The organism is Pasteuria penetrans, assembly GCF_900538055.1.
Lineage (GTDB): Bacteria > Bacillota > Bacilli > Thermoactinomycetales > Thermoactinomycetaceae > Pasteuria > Pasteuria penetrans.
In genome coordinates this window covers 733,639-754,641 of the sequence record NZ_UZAC03000001.1, presented here as the reverse complement: position 1 = coordinate 754,641, position 21,003 = coordinate 733,639, and the positions used below count along the sequence as shown (strand labels likewise).

Annotated in this window: 18 protein-coding genes; 4 read left to right on the top strand and 14 right to left on the bottom strand. The window is 45.6% G+C overall.

Annotation, left to right across the window (positions count from 1 at the left end):
* The first annotated feature begins 235 nt into the window (after positions 1-235).
* Positions 236-1,318, top strand: a complete 1,083-nt coding sequence (locus tag PPRES148_RS03000; RefSeq protein WP_149453169.1) for an isocitrate/isopropylmalate family dehydrogenase — start codon at positions 236-238, stop codon at positions 1,316-1,318.
* Positions 1,319-1,726: 408 nt separating this feature from the next.
* Here PPRES148_RS03000 and PPRES148_RS02995 read toward each other — a convergent pair whose 3' ends face one another.
* The 3 genes from PPRES148_RS02995 to PPRES148_RS12780 form a co-directional block, all read right to left on the bottom strand.
* Positions 1,727-2,038: a hypothetical protein gene (locus tag PPRES148_RS02995; RefSeq protein ID WP_149453168.1), complete on the bottom strand. Its 312-nt coding sequence runs from the start codon at positions 2,036-2,038 to the stop codon at positions 1,727-1,729.
* A gap of 295 nt (positions 2,039-2,333) precedes the next feature.
* The gene (locus PPRES148_RS02990) at positions 2,334-3,482 is read right to left on the bottom strand and encodes a hypothetical protein (protein WP_149453167.1); all 1,149 of its coding nucleotides are present in this window, start codon (positions 3,480-3,482) and stop codon (positions 2,334-2,336) included.
* A 1,028-nt stretch (positions 3,483-4,510) separates the two neighbouring features.
* Entirely contained in the window at positions 4,511-4,633 is a 123-nt protein-coding gene (locus tag PPRES148_RS12780) for a hypothetical protein (RefSeq protein ID WP_281289897.1), read from the bottom strand.
* A gap of 158 nt (positions 4,634-4,791) precedes the next feature.
* On the opposite strand from PPRES148_RS12780, the gene PPRES148_RS02985 reads away from it, so the two are divergent.
* Positions 4,792-5,049, top strand: coding sequence for a hypothetical protein (locus tag PPRES148_RS02985; protein ID WP_149453166.1), 258 nt, complete (start codon positions 4,792-4,794; stop codon positions 5,047-5,049).
* An 82-nt stretch (positions 5,050-5,131) separates the two neighbouring features.
* Here the strand turns inward: PPRES148_RS02985 and PPRES148_RS02980 are convergent, their stop codons facing one another.
* Both PPRES148_RS02980 and PPRES148_RS02970 read right to left on the bottom strand, forming a co-directional pair.
* Entirely contained in the window at positions 5,132-5,431 is a 300-nt protein-coding gene (locus PPRES148_RS02980) for a hypothetical protein (RefSeq protein WP_149453165.1), read from the bottom strand.
* Positions 5,432-6,679: 1,248 nt separating this feature from the next.
* Positions 6,680-6,970 carry a hypothetical protein gene (locus tag PPRES148_RS02970; RefSeq protein WP_149453163.1) on the bottom strand — a complete coding sequence of 97 codons (291 nt, stop codon included), beginning with the start codon at positions 6,968-6,970 and terminating at the stop codon, positions 6,680-6,682.
* A 508-nt stretch (positions 6,971-7,478) separates the two neighbouring features.
* On the opposite strand from PPRES148_RS02970, the gene PPRES148_RS02965 reads away from it, so the two are divergent.
* On the top strand, positions 7,479-8,249 hold the full coding sequence (locus PPRES148_RS02965; RefSeq protein WP_149453162.1) for an ABC transporter ATP-binding protein: 771 nt from the start codon (positions 7,479-7,481) through the stop codon (positions 8,247-8,249).
* A 248-nt stretch (positions 8,250-8,497) separates the two neighbouring features.
* On the opposite strand, the gene PPRES148_RS02960 is transcribed toward PPRES148_RS02965, so the two are convergent.
* The 4 genes from PPRES148_RS02960 to PPRES148_RS12775 form a co-directional block, all read right to left on the bottom strand.
* Positions 8,498-9,640 carry a zinc metalloprotease gene (locus PPRES148_RS02960; RefSeq protein ID WP_149453161.1) on the bottom strand — a complete coding sequence of 381 codons (1,143 nt, stop codon included), beginning with the start codon at positions 9,638-9,640 and terminating at the stop codon, positions 8,498-8,500.
* Positions 9,641-9,968: 328 nt separating this feature from the next.
* A complete protein-coding gene (locus tag PPRES148_RS02955) occupies positions 9,969-11,027 on the bottom strand; it encodes a M12 family metallo-peptidase (RefSeq protein ID WP_149453160.1) in 1,059 nt (352 codons plus the stop codon).
* 1,146 nt (positions 11,028-12,173) lie between these two features.
* On the bottom strand, positions 12,174-12,779 hold the full coding sequence (locus PPRES148_RS02950) for a nitroreductase family protein (protein WP_149453159.1): 606 nt from the start codon (positions 12,777-12,779) through the stop codon (positions 12,174-12,176).
* A gap of 732 nt (positions 12,780-13,511) precedes the next feature.
* Positions 13,512-13,640 (bottom strand): hypothetical protein, encoded by a 129-nt coding sequence (locus PPRES148_RS12775; RefSeq protein ID WP_281289896.1) that lies wholly within the window; start codon positions 13,638-13,640, stop codon positions 13,512-13,514.
* A gap of 789 nt (positions 13,641-14,429) precedes the next feature.
* On the opposite strand from PPRES148_RS12775, the gene PPRES148_RS02945 reads away from it, so the two are divergent.
* On the top strand, positions 14,430-14,924 hold the full coding sequence (locus PPRES148_RS02945) for a hypothetical protein (protein WP_149453158.1): 495 nt from the start codon (positions 14,430-14,432) through the stop codon (positions 14,922-14,924).
* 709 nt (positions 14,925-15,633) lie between these two features.
* On the opposite strand, the gene PPRES148_RS02940 is transcribed toward PPRES148_RS02945, so the two are convergent.
* The 5 genes from PPRES148_RS02940 to cyoE all read right to left on the bottom strand — a co-directional run bounded on the left by PPRES148_RS02940 (position 15,634) and on the right by cyoE (position 20,918).
* A complete protein-coding gene (locus PPRES148_RS02940) occupies positions 15,634-15,927 on the bottom strand; it encodes a cytochrome C oxidase subunit IV family protein (protein WP_187820471.1) in 294 nt (97 codons plus the stop codon).
* A gap of 75 nt (positions 15,928-16,002) precedes the next feature.
* A complete protein-coding gene (locus tag PPRES148_RS02935) occupies positions 16,003-16,620 on the bottom strand; it encodes a cytochrome c oxidase subunit 3 (protein ID WP_149453156.1) in 618 nt (205 codons plus the stop codon).
* Positions 16,617-18,530, bottom strand: coding sequence for a cytochrome c oxidase subunit I (ctaD, locus tag PPRES148_RS02930; protein WP_246142947.1), 1,914 nt, complete (start codon positions 18,528-18,530; stop codon positions 16,617-16,619). The genes PPRES148_RS02935 and ctaD overlap by 4 nt, the downstream gene beginning before the upstream one ends.
* 323 nt (positions 18,531-18,853) lie before the next feature.
* Positions 18,854-19,903 (bottom strand): cytochrome c oxidase subunit II, encoded by a 1,050-nt coding sequence (gene coxB / locus PPRES148_RS02925; RefSeq protein WP_187820470.1) that lies wholly within the window; start codon positions 19,901-19,903, stop codon positions 18,854-18,856.
* Between the two features lie 85 nt (positions 19,904-19,988).
* Entirely contained in the window at positions 19,989-20,918 is a 930-nt protein-coding gene (cyoE, locus tag PPRES148_RS02920; protein WP_149453154.1) for a heme o synthase, read from the bottom strand.
* Positions 20,919-21,003: the final 85 nt, after the last annotated feature.

Below are 21,003 nucleotides of genomic sequence, written 5' to 3'. Positions count from 1 at the left end.
AGAAAAAGCCTTCTATCCCCTGAGCAAGGAAGAAGAAATAGAATCGGCGAACCCACCACACCTCGATCTGCTACAATGCAATCTAGATGGCTGGCAGAAACTACCTCCCAAGTATAAACGCTTACCTTGTCAAGTTCAATAATTCGCCCGTCCCCTCCGTAACCTCTGAGAGGATTGTAAATCCGATAATCCATGTGTATTCTAAATATTCCATAGACTTTATGGGGGGTCAAACATGCATTCTTCCATTGATTTAGTAGTTATGGCAGGGGATCAAACGGGACAGGAATTACTACTAGAGGCACTCCGTATTCTCGATCCTACCCTCCTTCGATACGACATCAAACTCCATCACTTCAACCTAAGCCTGGAAAATAGAAAGGCCACCCACAATCAAATCGTAAGAGACGCAGCCCAGGCCATGCAGAAAACGGGCTTTGGACTGAAAGCGGCCACCATCACACCGGAAAAATCGTCCAGCATCGGCAGCCCCAATGCATTGCTTCGGGAGGCCATAGAAGGGAAGGTCATCCTACGAACAGGTCAACGGATTCCCGGCACTGTCCCCGCCGCGGGTGCCCACGCCCCGATTTCCGTTGTCCGGATGGCAGTAGGGGACGCTTATGGCGCCAAAGAATGGCGAACGACGGAGGATGGAGACGAAATAGCCTATCGAACCGAACGCATCGATCGCACCACCTGTCATTCCGTTGCCGAGTTCTCCTTCCAACACGCGCGTCGGGTAGGAGCCAAGGTATTTGGAGGACCTAAATACACAGTCAGTCCCGTGTATGAAGGTTTACTCAAGGAAGAACTTGATCATGCCAGCCGCCGCTATCCCGATGTTCCCTATGAACCCCAATTGATTGACGCCACCTACGCCCTCTTACTCAACCAAGGAGGGGAACCACTCGTAATCCCGGCCCTAAACCGGGACGGAGATTGTCTTAGTGATCTTGTACTGCAACTCTTCGGTTCCCTTGCCGGTGCGGAATCCGTCCTCCTCTCCCTAGATGAAAATCATCAACCCAAAGTCATCATGGCAGAAGCCCCCCACGGTACGGCCCCTGCTCTCGAGGGCAAAAACATCGCCAATCCAATGGCAATGATTTTAGCCTGTGCGTCCATACTCATTTATACAAACCACCCACAGGCTATGAAAGCAGCACAAGCCATCCGCGAATCCATATGGGAAACACTCTATTCCGGTATTCGTACGGCCGATCTCGGGGGTAATGCAACGACCTCCTCTTTTACGGATGAGGTCGTTCAACTCACCAAAAAAAAATTGGGATCTGAAAAAGAAAACCAAAGTTGAGGGAAGAAATACAATCCCAAATCGATCCCTTATGATAGAGGAATGACCCCTACCCATTGGATCTGCACAGGTTGATCCAGTGTCCATCCCTATCAATCTCCATCGTCGAGTAGCCCTGGTATTTCAACCGGTACCTCAAAAAACAGAACCCAACACCCTCGTGTCATCTAGCTCTCCCCACCCCACATAAATCAACAGTACGCAACGTGCGTTCACTATGATTATTGCATGGACTTCAGAATCAATACGGATTCCTCGTTTTTCCACTTGATCTTTCCAGGCCCCACCACGAATACTCTAACCCCTTTGCTCCAACCCCCATTACAGATCATAACCACTACGAACCAGTTCGCTCCTGTGTGTAGGAATCCCCGATATCCCTCGTCTTTCTTACCGACCTAGCGATGATCAGCCATTGGGGCATCCCATATGACAAGTTCCCGAGTTGCATAGAAAAGCCTGTGTTGAGGAGTCCATTCCGCTTGCACACCATATACCGCTTGCCAGGGCAGTAGATAGATCTTGCTTCATAGGCTTACCCGGATCCATACCCTCCAGTTTCGACATAAAAACTACTCCTTTCGATGCGCCATTGACCGGTTCGTCTGCGCTGATCCCCCCAACACTCACCAGGCAGGGGGGCATGGCCCCCCACCTGTTCCCTACAATCCGCTCACGACCCACGCTCTCACCACGAACCGCTCTAGTGTAGTTCGCCATCTATACGGTCAATTCCGCGGGGGGCCACCTCTATCTTTCCTACACCTATGATGGATTGGCACACAATCCACAAAGAGTATCCATCCTATGGGAAAAGCAAGCTACCTTTACCCAACCACTATGGATCATCTAGAAAGGCATCATCATAGAAACAAGGCAACAAAATAGGGGGCAGACCTATCCATCCAACCCACCCATAAAAAAATCCCCCCGGTGTTCCCCAGGGGCGTACCAAGGGGAAAGGAGGGAAAGTGTTCCCCATCAGGGGAGCCGATTCTAATTCAAGATGAACACCTTATTCTGGGTCTACTTCCTGGACTAGTATATGACGCCCATTGATATTTTGGGAATTATTTCCCGTCTTGACTAACCTCAGCACATGATCCTTTCCATCTGCGGGCACATCCGCGAACAAAGATTGTTCGAATTCCTGCTGGATACCCGAACCCAAAAATCCAACGCGATTGCCATCTAATTGAACTTCTGCACAGCTTTGTAAATTCCCGTTGTCAGCAGAATGGGTAGAAACAGCGAGACCAACGGTTACACGATAACGCTTACCGGGGGCCAGGATGACGTCGTGCGTGGGGAAATTACCACCAGGGCGAATGGACGATCCCCTGGGTTGCGATCTAAGACCCGTGATCGCCATCGGTCCATTGGGGGTGGGGGTATCCGGATTAGGAGACGCGGAATACAGGGAAAAGTCCGCCGATGAGATGGTAGCGTTCCTACCAAGGGGACCCTGAGGACCTTGGGGGATGGAAACACCATGGACATTGTTGTTGATGATATTATTGCTGGTGATGGCGTTGTTGATGATATTATTGTTGGTGATGGTGTTGTTGATGTTGTCATTCATAATTGTATTACCAGCGTAACCATTCCCGTTACCAAAATAGCTCCTATAGCGGTTGCCCACGTCATAATTATGATCGATTGCGCCTAGCATCATGTCTCTCTGATCGTGATACATAGAACGGAATTGTTGGAGGTATTGAAATATCCGAGTACCACCATTAGCTACATCCCATTCTATGAACGGGATGCCTAAATTCGGATACAAGGTGGAGGTCAACAATTCAATGATTTCCAAACTATTCAATCCTGGATTCGACTGTACATATCGAAGAACCCATGACATGCGATGGACCATACTCTCTACGTAAACACCATCCCCTTCCCCGAGTCTATACATCAGATAGTTATTGATCATCTGTATATGATGTGTGAAGTTTCTATACCTACAATATGGGTTATTTTTATTTGGAATTAAAACGTTAGTATAATCATAGGAAAAATTATTTTTATTATAAAGGGGAACACTCCTTTGCACAACCGGAGAACCACCCCCAGCTTCCGTAGGTGAGGAGAAAAAACCCGGGGAGATGGACAACATACCGGCAGTAACCCATACTAAACCAGAGTTGATAATTTTCCTCAATGTAACAACCCCCCGAATATACAAATTTAATTTATATAAAAATAACACTTAATTACATTAAATTATATTTAAATTATACACAACCGCACCCGCGAAAGATATTGGTAATAAATAGAATAATAGAAAAAACAACTTTGTATGGATTGTGATTTTCTATATATTTGTCATGACCCTATCATATATTTAGACAATAGATATAGGAACGTATAATCCTCTATTAGGAGATACCCCATCTATGAATTTGATCCCACCCTTTAGTATGGATGAAAAGCATACCGTCGTAGGTGTGAATTTCTGAAATAAGGTTCCCAAAAGGGAAGTCCACAAAATGGGGGACTTCCCTGACGGATTCATATGTATAATAATTTTATTTTATTACAACAGTTATGCTGGAGCCAATCCTTTCATCACCTATCCTTCCCCCCTGACCATCCTGGGTATTCCCTCTCCCCTTTATGTTCCTAGCATGCATACGGTCTATCATCATGTGAGACCCCCTCCTAATTTGCCCTATGTTTCCGGTAAACAAACTTTGATACGCTTACCAATACCCAGGATTTTGTTTTGCGAATAACCCTTTCCCATCTAACACTCTGCCCCCTCCATTCGATTTTGGAAACAGAGGTTCTGCTTTCTTACAAGGTCCTCCAGGGTGTTGATTCTGAGTTAATTCCCTTCCTGTTCTTTCCGTTGAGAGATCTGTTCCTTCAATTAGAAAATGTTTTTATAGGAAACATCCTATTCATCCAAAGATACCTTTATAACAGTACCTATATAACAGTACCTAATGAGCCAACCAACTCCGCGAAAAACCAATGGACAACCTTCATTGCTTATACGGCTACTGGACACACCCCCTGGAGAATACACACGTCGGGTAGGGCTGACATTCATGCCGTTTTTAGATCCCACTTCGGTTATAGGAATATTGCTCTGGGGTTTCAGCAATCCCCTCGAGTGGGTTTCACCCTAAAGTTATCGCTGTACTGTCCTCGTTAGGATGAGTCAGCCCCTTCGCCCCGCCCTCATTATGAGAGTTTCATCGCTACTATGAGCTGATCCAACGTCATGCACAGAGCCTCAAAATTCCCTTTGACTTTTATCATCGCCCGAATCGTGAGTAGATCGTCCCCCGTAAATTCTCCCAACATGTCAGATCACACCCCGATTTTGACATAAATGGTCCCTTTCGATACGTCCCCGAACGGTTCATTCCCGTTAGGCCCCCTAATCCCCACTGGACGGTAATTCTAGCCCCGCCTTTTCCTAACCACCCACCATCGGGACGTTTCTACACCAGCAGCGTTAGGTGGTTGAAAGACTTGCTTACCTACCGGCGCCAGATCCGAAGGGCCATTTACAACCTTCATCGCTTACACAGACTATGAAGGGCCATTTACAACCTTCATCGCTTACACAGATTACGAAGGGCCATTTACAACCTTCATCGCTTACACAGATTACGAAGGGCCATTTACAACCTTCATCGCTTACACAGGTTACGAAGGAACACACACCTGTTCGGACACTGCCCCAGCCCTATTTGATTTTATATTCAATGAAGTAAAAATGACCCCCCCTCTAGAACCTCTAGAGAAGAGGGTCATTTTCTTTGACCCCTCGAAATCTCCCCACTCACTACTCGCCATTCATCCCCTAGAACCCCCCCCGGATCGTTGCTGTTGTTGCTGACGTTTAACCATCGAAACCCCTTTCTGAGGATCTCTCCTTACCTGTTCAGCAAAACCCCGTAAGGAATCCCGATCCACATCAGCTTGCGTCACCCGCAGGAGATAATCGAATACTGCTTCCATTCCACCTCGTTCATGGGCACGTCGTGCCTCACCAATGATTTTGGAGAGTTGCTCCTCTGTGATTACACTTCTCCCCATTATGCTGTTCACCCACGAGGCTACTTCACGGATGGTGCCCCTGTTTTTCTTATCCAATCGGTACTCATCTCCCTCCGCGACCCTATGGAGATCCCGTCCATCCTCTATAAGGAAGACCCCTACACGATATGTAATTCATCTATGATTGAACACACCCATTAGCCTAATCTAGGAGGGTATTACATACAACCAAATCTACCCCTCGGAAAAACGATAACCTCCATCATGATGCAGATCTATATGTAGGGGGAATCACTTATACTATTCATAAAAAAGGTACCGGAGTAAGTACTGTATTTCGCATATAAAGCTATGTAACCAAATAAGAAATGGAATGGATACCCACAATAAAGAGGCCAACTCCTACGTGCGCTTGTATCCAATCCTGCATACAGTGAAGCATAATCATAATCCAAAAAACTGCAGCTCCAATTCCACCAGAACAAAGCCAAACCACACCATCACAGGAACATAGGAAAACACGACCTCACACTATATTCATTATGGAACTAAAATCGAACCACAACCAAAAAACTATGAAAAACAAAGCTAAACCTACCTAAAAAAAATATAATTATTCCTACTCATGAAAGCAATCCAATCCATTCCCACGGGGAATGGGGGAAATACCTGTCGAGTATCCTCATCGATCCCCTCTACATCCCATTCACCCTATTCTCACAAACGAATATGGAAATCATTACGCCAAGTAAATTGCACAAAATCATTGGGCACGTTCCTCAAGCACCAGCAGATAAAGAACAGGGGGTGAACTCTTATGAGCTGTGGAGGATACGCTTTTGGTGGTGGTAGCCGCTGTTTATTCATGTTCATTCTCATCATAGCCGTTATTTTCTGCTTCTTCGGTGGCGGCGGAAGCTTCTATGGCGGCGGCGGGGGCAATTGCGGTACCTGTTAAGCACATCATCCCCACACACATAGAAAGGCTCTAAGGTACCCTCCAGTAAAGGAGGTGATTCATAACCATGAGCTGCGGGGGATTTGGGGGCTACGCCTTCGGAGGGGGTAGCCGTTGCCTGTTCATGTTCATTCTCGTTATAGCCGTTATCTTTTGTTTCTTCGGCGGCGGTGGTTGGTGGGGTAATAACTGCTAAAATTGAGAAAAAGTGGGACCCCAACCTCCATCGTGATCATCCACCCAACTGCCACTCCTTTTGCCGTAGCAAAAACCACGGAGGAAGTAGGTGTATCATTCGTAAGACGCGAAGGATCGGGGAGCTATGCTTTCAAAAGCAATAGCAAACCACATCTACTCCATATCCCTCCTTGTCATCGCTATTCTCTTTATATCCCTTCGGCGGCGGTGGCCAACGGGGTAATAACTACTAGAACGTAGGGATCCGAAAAACCCCCCACTGTCACCGCTAACCGAGCCACCCGATCGCTCTCTTCTGCACAACACAAATCATTAGAGGAGTAGGTGTATAATCTATGAGCTGCGGTGGATTTGGGGGCTACGCCTTCGGAGGGGGTAGCCGTTGCCTGTTCATGTTCATTCTCGTTATAGCGGTCATATGGTGCTTCTTTGGCGGCGGATGGACCTGTGTTAGGACAGGGTGCGGGTGCTAATCCCACAATGTATCACAAGATCCCTATCAGTGAATCCATCGTACTGAAATAGCAACACCATTAAGAACCAATCCAACGAACCCTATTCAAATCCCGGTTCATTTGAATTACTATCGCCCCATAACAACCGAAAAAAAGGGCCCTTCGTAGCGAGCCGTCATCGGATTAGGATCCAATCACAATCTCCATCTATCCGCCCACCGGCAAATACCCATGGCCCCCCGGTTTATTCGCCAAAATAGGGTGGGCGGGTAGATTTTTTATACCTTCCCCCTGTACCTAAAAGATTATTGGATAAAAAACAAACATTACATATCCTATATAGAAATGATTAGGAATTTAACGCTTGAATCCCTAGCAAGGTACAGCCTATAATGGAGGGGGAGATTTCGCTAATCAAAATACCCCCGCCGTGAAATGAGTTGAAAATGGATGGAGGAAGAGAATTCATCCCTCACTGGCAAGCCCTCATCCATCCATGGTTCTAGCTGTATGTATGGAAAGGAAAATTTTAATGAAAATACTGGAAACAAAAAAACTTTCCAAGGTATACGGGCAAAGAGTGACATACCGCGCCCTAACAGACATCAATATGACCGCCAATCAGGGGGAATTCGTTGGTGTTATGGGACCCTCAGGAAGCGGGAAAACGACTTTGCTCAACCTGATTGCAACCATTGACACCCCTACCTCCGGAGAAGTATTGATCAACGGCTGCAATCCCCACGAATTGAATAAAAATAAACTGTCCCAGTTCCGGCGTCGCGAATTGGGTTTTGTTTTTCAGGACTTCAACCTACTCGATACCCTCACCGTAGGTGAAAACATTGTTCTTCCCCTCATGCTGGACAAACACAGCGTACGAAGTATGGAGGAGAAACTGGCTATTATAGCTAAAAAATTAGATATAACGGAACTACTAGATAAACGAACCTATGAAATATCAGGAGGACAAATGCAAAGGGCCGCCATCGCACGAGCCATCATTCACGAGCCATCCTTACTCCTGGCCGATGAGCCCACCGGTAATTTGGATTCCAAATCATCACGAAACGTCATGAGTATAATAGAAACCATCAATCAACGGGAGAACGCTACCATTATCATGGTAACCCATGATCCCGTGGCCGCCAGTTACTGTAACCGTATTATCTTCATCAAAGATGGGCAACTTCACAACCAAATCCAAAAAGGGGAAAATCAACAAAAATTCTTCCAGCAGATCATCGACGTTCTCTCCTTCCTGGGTGGAAACATGCCGAGTGTTTCTGCCGAATCCGTCTAGATCTAGATCCAATCGGTTAGAAAAAACCCCCCGAAGAAAAAGCGTCCGTCCATGACAAGGATGCTTCGTACAAGGGGGTATTTTTTCTAATACATTGTGGACGTTACTTGCATTTTACATATAATTACGTAATGATACAGTAAAATATAAATATGAATAACTACTAAAACCAAGAAAAAAGGCAGGAAAAAGGAAACGTAACACAGGGTCCAACTCACAGTAAGTTGAATAGTAATTTTTATATTTTTTTAATAAACAATCCGCCAATCTCTCACCATCGCCTTCATCCGTTGAATTTGATCTGGTGACCAATAGGTACCCCCAGGGGAGAAGGAGGCATATCCTAGACCAGGGCACATCACATTACTGCGTAAACCATCAAATTTGCAATCACGATCATCGTCACCAATGTGTTCCTCTCCAAGGTTGTGGGTGAGTTCATGTTCTATAGTACCAAGATTCATATACCAACGGTCATTATATTCTTTCTCATCAGAAGATGTACCCTTCTCCGAGGGATGACCTACGCGGACAATCGAGGCAAGAGGTCCTAGTTTCTTTAACGATCGCCCAAGCCACCCTACTGTGGCTTGGCCAAAGGTAGAGAATACATCTGAACCTGAACCGTATTTTCCTTGTCTTCCAGTAAAAGCAACTTTAATATGCGCAAAGGAGGGTGAGGGATTCTCCTGAACATAACGCAGATACGCAAATCTTTTTTCTAAAATTAATTCCTTCTTCAGCTCTTGGACATGAACGACTTCTATTCTTACCCCTATGGCCTTATAAAAACGTTTACTTATTTCACTAAAAAACATACGTATATCCTCCTCCCACTTTGGATGATTTTCACGGTAGGAAGGATCAGCATACGCAACAACACGAATGGACCGTGAGCGTGGCACGCCCCCATCCCCATTTCTTACGGTGAGAAGGGTCCACTCCCGATCGCCAGGATTCCTCTTCCAAACATCTACTAATTCAAGGACAGGATGATCAATAAATCTAAATATACGAAGGGATCGATCCGTAAGCTGAACACAAATATCATACACCCTCGTACCCTTACCAACCCTACCAAACCCACGACCACCATCATCATTTTTAGACGATTTTACGATTTCAAAATCTATCGCCTCGTCCGGGTCGTACCCTTCTTGAGATAACAACCACTCGTAGATACGTTCCGACATACTTACCTTACCAGCACGGTTGGGATCCCCCACCTTCCATTCCCCTGTTTCTCTATCTCCCTGATCCCTTTCATGACCCTTATCCACAGAAGAATCATTAGATTCTATTTTTCTTCCTTCGCCCGTTGTTTCGCTGCCATGGGGAACCGACTCTGGGGAAAAAGAACTTTGGGCTAGCGTGGACGGAGATACTGTCATAACAAGCAGAAGAAAACCCACGGGAATGACTACATTATATATATATATTTTTTAAAAATTTTAATCAAAATATATTCACCTCATGAAAAAAATATAAATTACATAATCCTAAAAATATTTAGGATAAAATAAATACCATTGATAGATAGATATATCATATTTTACATAAAACTTTATAAAAACAATCTAAAAAAATAATTTACCTACCCCGACAACCTAGAAATTGGTTGCTTCCTAAATCACATTCGGGGCCGACCTCATAGGTTCTTTATGGTTCATTAAGAAGTTCAGCATATCTAAATCCTACAGTAAATTGAATCATAATTTTTTATATTCTTGTACTCAGCCAGTCCCTAGCCATCACCCTCATCCGTTGGATTTGATCTGATGACCAATGGGGATGCATTTCATCTTCCCTCATACTGGGACACATCACATTACGGTAAGAACCAGATCCACAGTCAACGTGTCTCTCCCCGAGGTTATGGGTAAGTTCATGTTGTAGGATGAAAACATCCCGATCCCAACCAGCGTACATACCCGCCCCAAACTCCGAGGGATGACCTGCATGGACAACTGTAGCAAGGGGACGATACCATTTTCCTGAGGATTGATCAGCCAATCCCATCAGTCCCACGTCCTGTGGGCCACCACGGTTCCCAGTAAAAGCAACCTTCACATGCGCGAAAGAGGATAGAGGGGCCTCCCGAACAACAGATATATCTTTTACATTTAGATTTTTTTCTATCTCTTGAACATGAACAATTTCCATTCCCACTCCAATTGCCTTGCGAGACCTCTCACTCAATTCACGAACAAGCATACGTATATCCTCTCTCCACCCGGGATGACCCCTACGGTAGGAGGAATCAGCATACGCAGCAATACGAATGAACTGTGAACGTGGTACAGCCTCATCCCTGCCCCGTTGGTCCTCACCGGCTTCCTTTTCAAAAATTTTATCACCTATATTGTCAGGAAGAATTTTTTTGATCTCCTTCTTGCATCCCTCCCATATTCCAGAAGAAGAACTCTCCCCCTGTCCTCCTTGACTAATTCCATTCCTTTCTCCTACAGAAAGGTGGGTCCACTTCCGATCGCCAGGATTCATCTTCCCAACCTCTTCTAATTCCCCACTCCCCGAAAACCGAAAATGGCGGAGAGATTGGTCAGCAAGCCGAACTTGAACATCTCTACTATTACTATCCTGATTCTTAAAAAAACCTATAATTTTATGGCCTACCCCACCCTCCTCCCGGGATATCCACTCTTTGATACGGTTTTGGTACATCGAATCAACTGAATCCACGGGGGAACTTGTCCATTCCCCCGTTCCCCCACCACTTGATCCCCTGTTGCCCTGATCCCCTTCATGATCCTTATTCATAGAATCATCATTGAAATTTACCTTTTTTCCCTCCCCGGATATTCCGTCACCATAGGGAACCGATTCGATAGGATGAGAATTCTGAGCTAGTGTGGGCGTAAATATGGTCAAAGTAAACAGGGAACAACATGTAATGATAACCGGAATATAACTACATTTTTCGTATATTTTCATAAATTGTAATATTCACCCGCCAATATATACAATATAAAACGTATGATTATAAACACAAAAATTAAAAAAATATATTTTTTATTTCATCAAGAAATCGTTAGAAACCACCCTAAGGGAATTTGTTTGCCTACTCCAACAATCTAGCAATTCCCATTGGGGAAACCTGCCCCCCTCCTGCTGTGGGTAACAGCAAGCTTTTGGCCTTTGGATCCCCGAGGATAGATCCGTGGTTGTGTAGTAGGGGGGAGATGCTATAGATTCTTCATAAATCCATTTTTTTATGGTCCCCCCTTAGGGGTTTATTGATTGAGACATTCAAAAGATACTGGGGGATCTCCTCTAGAAGGTTTCCCATTTGGACAACCCATGGACATGGGTTGTCCAAAATAAAGCACCATATTTTTTATGGTCCTTTTGGATGAGGTCACGATCGGGCATCAAAGGGCGGTCTACGTTCCCCCCTTTTCCTTATGGGAAGATGTGTCCATTTCCAGCCACCTGAATTCATCCTCCAAACTTCTATCATCCTATCTCTTGAAAACCTAAAATATTAGAAGGTATCTCTCCTCCTTGCATTCCACCACCTTCCAAAACAACTTTGAGGGGGATCAGAACCCTGGACAAACGTTGGTGAAAATAATATCGTGGGTATCTTTTCTATTGTGGGCCCTAATTGTTATATCTATTCATTATTTACTTTATAACACTACCTCTCTTGTTATATCTAATTACATTGTATGATAATTTCAATTATTTATCAATATTTTGGTTCTTTTTACAAATATAAAAAGGGGAGGACAATCCTCAAATGTGGGAACTTCCTTCCCTTGCAAGGCAAATGGACCAAAGACCCCCTCCATTCCCACAATTGGAGGGGGTCCCGATAAAACATGAGTCCTCGTAACGCTACTTCTATCCATCCCCGTCTCATGCACAATGAGGGAAGGGGCCACCTTGCTACTTGTCCCCCTTTCAGGGGACAAGTAGTTGATTTACTGATAAACGACTCGTTTCCCTTGGTGATTCCAGCTGCTTACCGACAGCAATTAACATAATAGGACGAAAACGAGCAGGAATAGAAAATTCCTCCACCAAACGTTTGGGATTAAAGCCCCCCATGGAACAACTATCATAGCCCCTATCCTTTACAACCAACATCAATTGCATGGCTGCCAGGGAAGCATTAATCAACGCCTCCTGTACGGCAACTTCTGAACTACTCTTATAGGTCTTCTCAATCTGGTCCCTGAGACGATCATATGTTTCTTGCGTGATCCGTCCCGCCCGTAGGTCGGGTCCCAAAATAGCCGGCAAATCACTCGGGGCCTCCGTATCCCCAAAAACTAAAAAAACCACTGCGGCATCCACCACTTGTCTCTGGCCATAGGCAATAGGTAACAACCGTAGTTTTTGTTCCGCATCGGTAATCACGCGATATCTCGCATGCTGTAAATTCCAAGAGGAAGGAGCCGTAGACGCCAGCGAAATCCATGAGCGCCATTCCTCTTCCGAAACCTGAACCGATGGGTCAAACTTCTTCACACTTTTTCTTTGCCGCATAGCCTCAGCAACTTCCACACGTACAACCCCCTTGAGGTATCCTTATACTTTTAAACCTATCCCCTCAACGGATAGGAATGAAATCCCCCACTCCGTCCATATTCACATACTGTTCCCCCTTCATAACCATGGACACTCTAAATTTATATTGTTATTTTATCTGTATGAGGATCGATTACTCTGATTAGGTAATCATTACTACAGAACGTAGGAAATATTGCACACGCAAAAACGGCCCCCGCTACAACCCCCCCTACCTTCCATTGGAAAACCCCTGTCATCCGAATCATCACACAAAATCAACAGTGGGGGAAAGAATACCAGATGAAGATAGCACATACACCTGCTACCCTAACCCCCCACAGGAACCCACGCAATACTTTCACATTATGCGGCTCCCATTGTACCATATAGATCTTACCCATTCAGAACCAGTCTGGTGTTATGTTTTTCCATACCCCTCTCTGCTGTATGTTGTATCTATCCGGGTTTTCATCCAAATGTTACCTGGTCCAGCTTACGATCATCCTCTGATCCCGAATTGTGCGTTTTCGTCCGACCAAGCTGGTCCATCCACTTGCGATCATATCTTCATTCCAGATTTTATGTTGGCTGGTCCAGGCTGAACATATTCGACCCCTTCGCTCCGCTCCTATTACAAGGGTCTCATCACTACTAGGATACGAACAATCTCGGGCATGTCATCGCTGTGTAGAAACCCCCCACTATTTTCTTCTTTGGCTTCATCGTTCATAGATTTTTTTCTATTCCCCCAATCGACTGATTTATAATATTTTCAAATTTTTTACTACCCAGTATACCCAGAAGCCCCTTCAAAATCATCAACTCCCCTCTACAGGAACCCGAAAGATGAATCATCTATCCATCCTACCTGACGGTGACTCTTTCGAGGAGGAAAATGAGCCGACCCATACGATCTCTCTCTGTCTTCCTTTATCTACCCCTAACAGAAATGTCGTATTATCTGGATACCTTGCCTGACCAACATGTTATCCACCTCCAACCTGTTCAACTGCCCTTGGCCTGGACCCCAACAAAAATTTTTTCCCGTGCCATTTTCGTGTCGACCCCTCCCAGAGAACCCGCTATCATTATACCCACCCGAACTATGCTACCAAGGGATATAATACACAACCGGCTTCGGGTGAACTATCCAATGACTTATTGAAGCCACACGAGGCAATGCACTACGCCTGAGAGTAGAGAAGACACTGGATAGGAAAAAAAAGGCAAAACAATCCCCCTAAACGCCCCTCCGGGTATTCCCAAATAGATTACCCCACTGGTGTTATGACCTATCTACAGCGAGAAGAGGATCATGACACCGGTCGATGAATCAGAATACGAAGAAGAGGGAATCGTCACAGGGCCAGAGGGACAAATTATGAATTATCAATAGGGAGTTGACATACAAAGGAATGGGGATGGATACTGTTCCCCCAGGACAGATGTTGAAATGTCGAACCGTGGTAAACCAAAAACAGAGGAGTTGAATCGGTGTAAAGATAACGTAAGGAAATTTAAATACCCATTATATATACATATATGTATGAAAAAGCTACACTTAGTAAGCGGGAACGTTAACCTTCCGTCAGAGGATAGCGGGATGACTATCCTAAAAAAACAAGAGAGGGAGTGTCGATGATCATGGTAAGAACAGTAAAAATGGGCATTCTATTCGCCTCCACCAGTCTATTGGTCCTAATGGGTGGAAACGGTGTCATGGCCAATTCGATAGAGGATCAGAAAAATATAACACTAACAGAGAAAGAAAAGGATGAAATATTGGAAGCAAAGAAAGAATATGGAAAAAAGCATGGCAAAAAGGATCAAGGGACTACAACATTAACAGAAAAAGAAAAAGAAATAATGTTGACATGGAAGAAAGTGGATATTAGATATAAAGAACTACTTAGAAAAGCGATACAGAATCAAAACCAGATATCTGAAGGGGATTTGAAGAAGTACGTAGATGAACTTAGTAAAGAATTTAGTAAAATTACTGATAAATACGGACATATGGATGATGAAGGTATAACCTATCGGAAGGATCCAACCCCAGAGGAGGTGCGTTCACAGATAATGAAGGATGTAGAAGACATCCGTAAAAATCCATCGAAGCTTAAAGACTTACAAGAATAAATCGACAAGGATAAAGGAAATTACTAAACCAAAACAATGAATAAGAGGGGGGCGGATCACCCCCCTCATTTACGTTCATAGGTACTACCACCCAAAACTTACCTTATATTGACAACTGTTGAAAAGAACCGTTCAACAATTCCCACCAAGCATCCCTATCAGAAAGGTGATCTAAACCCGTCGTAGATAACGAACAACCCTGCGGAGAAAGAACGGAACTTGTTCTTTTTTCTATCCATTCTATTTACATAGCATAGTTATTGAGTACTGCATTGCCATACCGAGAGACCATCCTGTCATCTAGCCTCCCTGTGGTGTCCTTTTCATTCATTCCTAACTATCAATATGCCATTATTGCATTTTTATACATAACAACCTGAGTGAATTATTTGCTATGAAATATCGTGCTGGTATATCTTCCACCGAGGAGGTATTGATAAAAGGATAAGTATCCCTAAATGATATCGATTTCCAGGGAAAAAGCAAAGAATCGGACTATCCCTTTTCACAGCAACACCTATCTCCTGAATCCGCATCCACATCCACATGCACAACTTCAGTGCGCACCCCCATAGGATACCAGAATCCCATGGGGGTAATTTTTTTGCATATTCGGGTTTTGAATTAGAACCCACTACATTCAACCATTCCCTGTCATCCCATCGCCACAACTAAACCCCCAGGGAAGAAGCGCCAGGCCACACACTTCTTAGCCTGGAGCAACCGTTCCAACGGCGGAAATCAGCGCTATGACAATCCCTGCATACAAGAATATTTTATAAAACGTCGTCCCTCGCTCATTCAAATGCATGAAGGTATAGAACTGCAAAAAAACCTGTACCGTGGCCAAAACGATCAATATGGTACAAAGCAACAACGACCTACTTGCCAGAAACGGTGAGGCGACTACATAAAATGCCAAAGCAGTCAACGCAACCATCAAAAAGAAACTGGCAAGTACCTTGATCATACTCTCATACAACCGCGACTGCCTCTGCCCCATCCCAACATCCCACTCCCTGTCCATTTCGACATGGAAACCATATTTTACACTATAAAAATCTGGGAACAAAGGACCCTACATACCCACTTTACCGAGCAAATAAACGATACTGAAAATAAAAACCCAAATCACATCAATAAAATGCCAGTACAACGTGGCAACAAACACTTTCGTACCCGTTTCCGCGTTGATTCCTCGCCTCTGCAACTGAAACAAAATTGCTGCGATCCAACAAAGACCATAAGCAACATGCGCACCATGAGTACCTACCAACGTATAGAAAGAGGAACCAAAGGCGCTCCCCATTACAGTATGACCCAGTTTCGCATAATGCCAAAATTCAAACGCCTCCAACATGAGAAACGCAAACCCCAGACCCCATGTAACGAGCAACCAACTCATCGTACCTATCAAACGAGTCGCCCGCATGAAAATCACGGAAAAAACACTTGTCAAACTACTCACCAATAAAAGCGCCGTCGCAGCCATTACCAACCTCAATTCAAACAGTTCCTCGGAACCAGGCCCCCCCATCGCCTCCCCCCGTAGGGAAAGATAGGAAGCAAACAAGCAGGCAAACAGAACCGTCTCAGCAGCCAGGAATAACCAAAATCCCAACACCTTGCTGCGTGCCTCCGGCGTACTAGACTCCCAATAGCCCGTATGTTGGTTATCATGTGACAAACTCATCATCCCTGTTCCCCTTTCCCAACCGATCCCGGATCCATATGATAACCCGGATCCTTCTGAAAGGAGCGTAAAAACAAGCAAACAACAACCCCGAGCAAACCAAAAATACCCAAGGAGAGACCGGCCCAACCAATATCATCACCATAGCTATTAGACGAAATGAAACCCAACCCCGCCACGAAGAAGAAAACAGACATTAAAAAGGGAAGATAGTTCGGGGAAGGCATATGAATGGGTCCCAAGGGCTCCGCTGGCAGCATAGCGGTATTCCCCATCTGTTTTTCCTTCCACAAAGGATCGACATCACGCACCCGTGGCAACTGTAAAAAATTATACTCGGGCACGGGGGCAGCTACAGACCACTCCAACGTACGACCATCCCAAGGGTCAGCAACGGCCCTTGGCCCCTTCCTCCAGGAACGATAGATATTCCAAGCAAACAGGAGGGTACCCACCGCCATCCCCAGCGAAGCTATGGAACTGACCAGATTCATGGTAGCCAATCCTTGATCGCCAACATCGTAATACGTGAAAACGCGTCGCTGCATACCGAACAAACCGAGGAAATGTTGAGGGAAAAACGTGACATGCAAACCAATCGTAAAAAGCCAGAAATGCCAATTGCCAAGTCTCTCATCTAATATCCTGTTGAACATTTTGGGCCACCAATAATAAGCACCCGCAAAAATCCCTAAGACCGTGCCGCCTACCAACGTATAATGGAAGTGAGCAATAACGAAATACGTATCGTGAACTTGGAAATCCACACCGGGTAAAGAAAGCATAACACCCGTCATCCCACCAATGACAAACGTGGGTATAAAGCTTATCGCAAACAACATAGATGTTGTACGACGGATCTGCCCCCCCCACATAGTAAACAACCAGTTGAAAACTTTAATCCCCGTTGGTACAGCAATCGCCATCGTTGCAATGGAAAATACCGTATTGGTAAAGGGACCCAGGCCCACGGTGAACATATGATGCACCCAAACCATAAACCCGAGAAATCCGATCACCAGACTGGCAAACACCATAGAAGTGTAACCAAACAAACGCTTTTTCGAAAAATTGGAGAAGATATCCGACATCAATCCAAAAGCCGGCAAGATGACAATATAAACCTCGGGATGTCCAAAGATCCAAAATAAGTGTTGCCAGAGGACGGAACTTCCCCCCATCGCATGATCAAAGAAATTCGCCCCAAAAAGACGATCAAACGTCAGCAATAGGAGACCAACCGTAAGGGCAGGAAAGGCAAACAGTATCAACACGGATGCAATAAAGCTGGTCCAGGTGAAGAGGGGCATCCGGAGAAAAGTCATCCCTGGTGCACGAAGTGAAATCACCGTTGCAATGATATTCAATCCCCCTACCAGAGTGCCAATTCCCGATATTTGCAAACCAATGAGGTAGTAATCCACACCCGGCCCAGGACTATACTCATTGAGCGCCAAGGGAACATAGGAGGTCCAACCCGCGCTGGGCAAAGGAATACCATGGGCCAGGGACCCGCCGAAAAACCAACCCAGATTGAGCAGAATTCCACCGGACAAAAAAAGCCAAAAACCCAGCGCATTGACAAATGGAAAGGCCACATCACGGGCACCAATTTGCAAAGGAACCATATAGTTCATAAATCCCAACAGAAGCGGCATAGCAGCCAGAAAAATCATGGTTGTACCATGCATAGTCAATAGCTGATTGAATGTATCCCCGACAAAAATATTCAGGCCTGGGAAACTCAATTGGAGACGCATCAACATGGCCTCCAACCCCCCTACCAGGAGGAAAAAGAAACCCGAGAGGAAATAAAGGATCCCAATCTTCTTATGATCCACTGTCGTTACCCACTGCCATACCCTAGAATTACCAATACGAACCAAAAAACCGCGATTATACCCACCACTCATAATGGCTATAAGAAACATCGCCATAACCGCCACAATCACTGTTGTTGGCAAGGTTCCACCCTCCTTCATCGGCATTTCGGGGGTGGCCAATCCTTCGGGTCGGAGGAAACAGGCCGGCGCAAGGAATCCTCCCTTGTCGTGTCTGCATCCTCCTCCCACGGATTTCAAAATCACACACCCCTATCTGCAACATTCGTACTCGGTTCAGAAAGAACGATCTGAACAGGTCGCCTTGGTCCAAGGGGATGGGTCCGCAGAACACCAGCAAGGCACGCTACACGAAAACCACCACCCACCCGCTGGATTCTATCATAGCAACCTTCCTACCCTGTTTTACAGAAAGATTGGAGATACTGCCAAATGGCCCTCCGTTCATCCTCAGATAGATGACCCATAGGAGGCATCAGTATATTGGGCTTAACGTCGCTAGGCTTTTTCAAAAACATGGCAAAGTTATCCTCATTATTGTCCACAGTCCCAGCAATTTGACTACGGGAACAGAATGCCTTCAGATCAGGAGCCTTATTGTAAGCGTGACAAGTTACACAACCCTGATTGAACAACTCCTTCCCTCGTTTGGCTACCGGGGAAAGGGAACCATTTTGAACATCTGACGATGCCCCACTAGCGATCGCTTTTTGAAAACGAACCCAACGTTGAAAATCCTCCTCCTCGTGCACGTAAACCCTGAAATTCATGAGAGAATGGCCACCACCGCAGAGCTCCGCGCAACGACCCTCGAAGACGCCCGCTTCCTTGGCATTAAAGGACATGTAGTTCTTCTTACCAGGAACCGTGTCCATCTTCCCTGCCAAACTGGGAATCCAAAAACCATGGATTACATCCCCAGACTCCAATTGCACAACAACCGGGGTATCTTTCGGAATATGTATCTCCCCCGCCGTCTTAATACCAAAATCAGGATATTCAATACTCCACCAATACCGATAACCCTTAACATCCACGCGCAACGGTAACTTACCCGATACAGGTTTACGGGCAGACTCAAAGGTATACCGAACCGACGGCACAGCGAGCACGACCAAAATCAACACAGGAATGATCGTCCATACCAACTCCATCTTCGTACTGCCATGATGAGGAAGCTTGGACGGCGATATGTACCCATCGTCCCTAGATCGAAAGCGAATAAGGACATAAATATAAAGAGCCATTACAACAGCAAAAACCCCTAACATCACAAAGAACGATAGGAACATCAGACGGAGCTGCTGCTCCCCTACACCACCTGCGGGCTGAAGAACACTGATCCTCTCGTCCCCGCACCCCGCCATGCCCACGGACAACAACAACACCATTGCCCATATCAGCCAATGCTTGTAACGATGGAGCCATGCCACGATTACCCTCACCCCACTTCCCCATAACACACCTCAGGCACAAACCACACCAGACTTCTGAACACTACTTGAGGCACTGGGAACACAACTAAACTTCTCACAAAAAATTCCCATCCACCAAACGGTCCACCAACCACACCACAAGCACACCCAACAAATACACCAGCGAAGCAAAAAAGAGTCTCCTCGCCCACAACACCCTATCCACCATGGGCTGCAGGGCCAAACCTAGGTAGCCACCCCCCAAGAAAAAGGCACCTAACAAATAAATAAGACCAGCACCTGCAAAAAAAACGGGAGTGAGAGAGGCTACAACGAGAGCACCCGTCCACAAACGAAGCTGCACCACCGTGGGTTTTATACCACGTACGGTAGGCAACATCCTAAAGCAAGACTTTTGATAATCTTCTAAATAACATAAAGCCAGGGAAAAGAAGTGAGGGGGCTGCCATAAGAATAGCAACAAAAAAAGCGATAGAGCAATCTCCCAATGGGACCCTGGTGCTGCAAAAACACCCATTACGGGAGGAATGGCACCCGATACCCCACCCACCCAGGTATTGGACACACTACGCCGTTTCAAAAGCACCGTATACACACACACATAAATCAAACAACCCATAAGGCCCAAACAAGCTACTCCAAAATTGACACTCCAAAACAGCACAACAAAACCCAGAATGGACAATAAAGCACCATACCCCAAAGCAAGAGCCGGTTCAATTCGACCTACAACCATGACCCGCATCTTGGTTCGGTCCATCTGTCGATCGGCATCACGATCATACACGTTATTGAATACGCAGCCCCCGGCTACGAACAGGGCGGTCCCTACCCCCAATGCCAAGGGAACACGCCAAACAGAAAACCCATCCAAACCCGCCGCAATAAAATAACCCATTATGGCAACGAGCACGTTACTGCGGACGATACCTGGCTTGGTTAGCGAAATGTAATCATTCCAAAGGGAAACCCGCCGTGAAGCAGCTGTTGACACTGGAGGCTGATGTGATACTGTCCCACCCATAAAGTCTCCTCCTTACGCTTCGAGGATCCTACAGACCTTTCGTCTAACGTGAAACTTCTCCAAACGAATCCTCAGAACCATTATA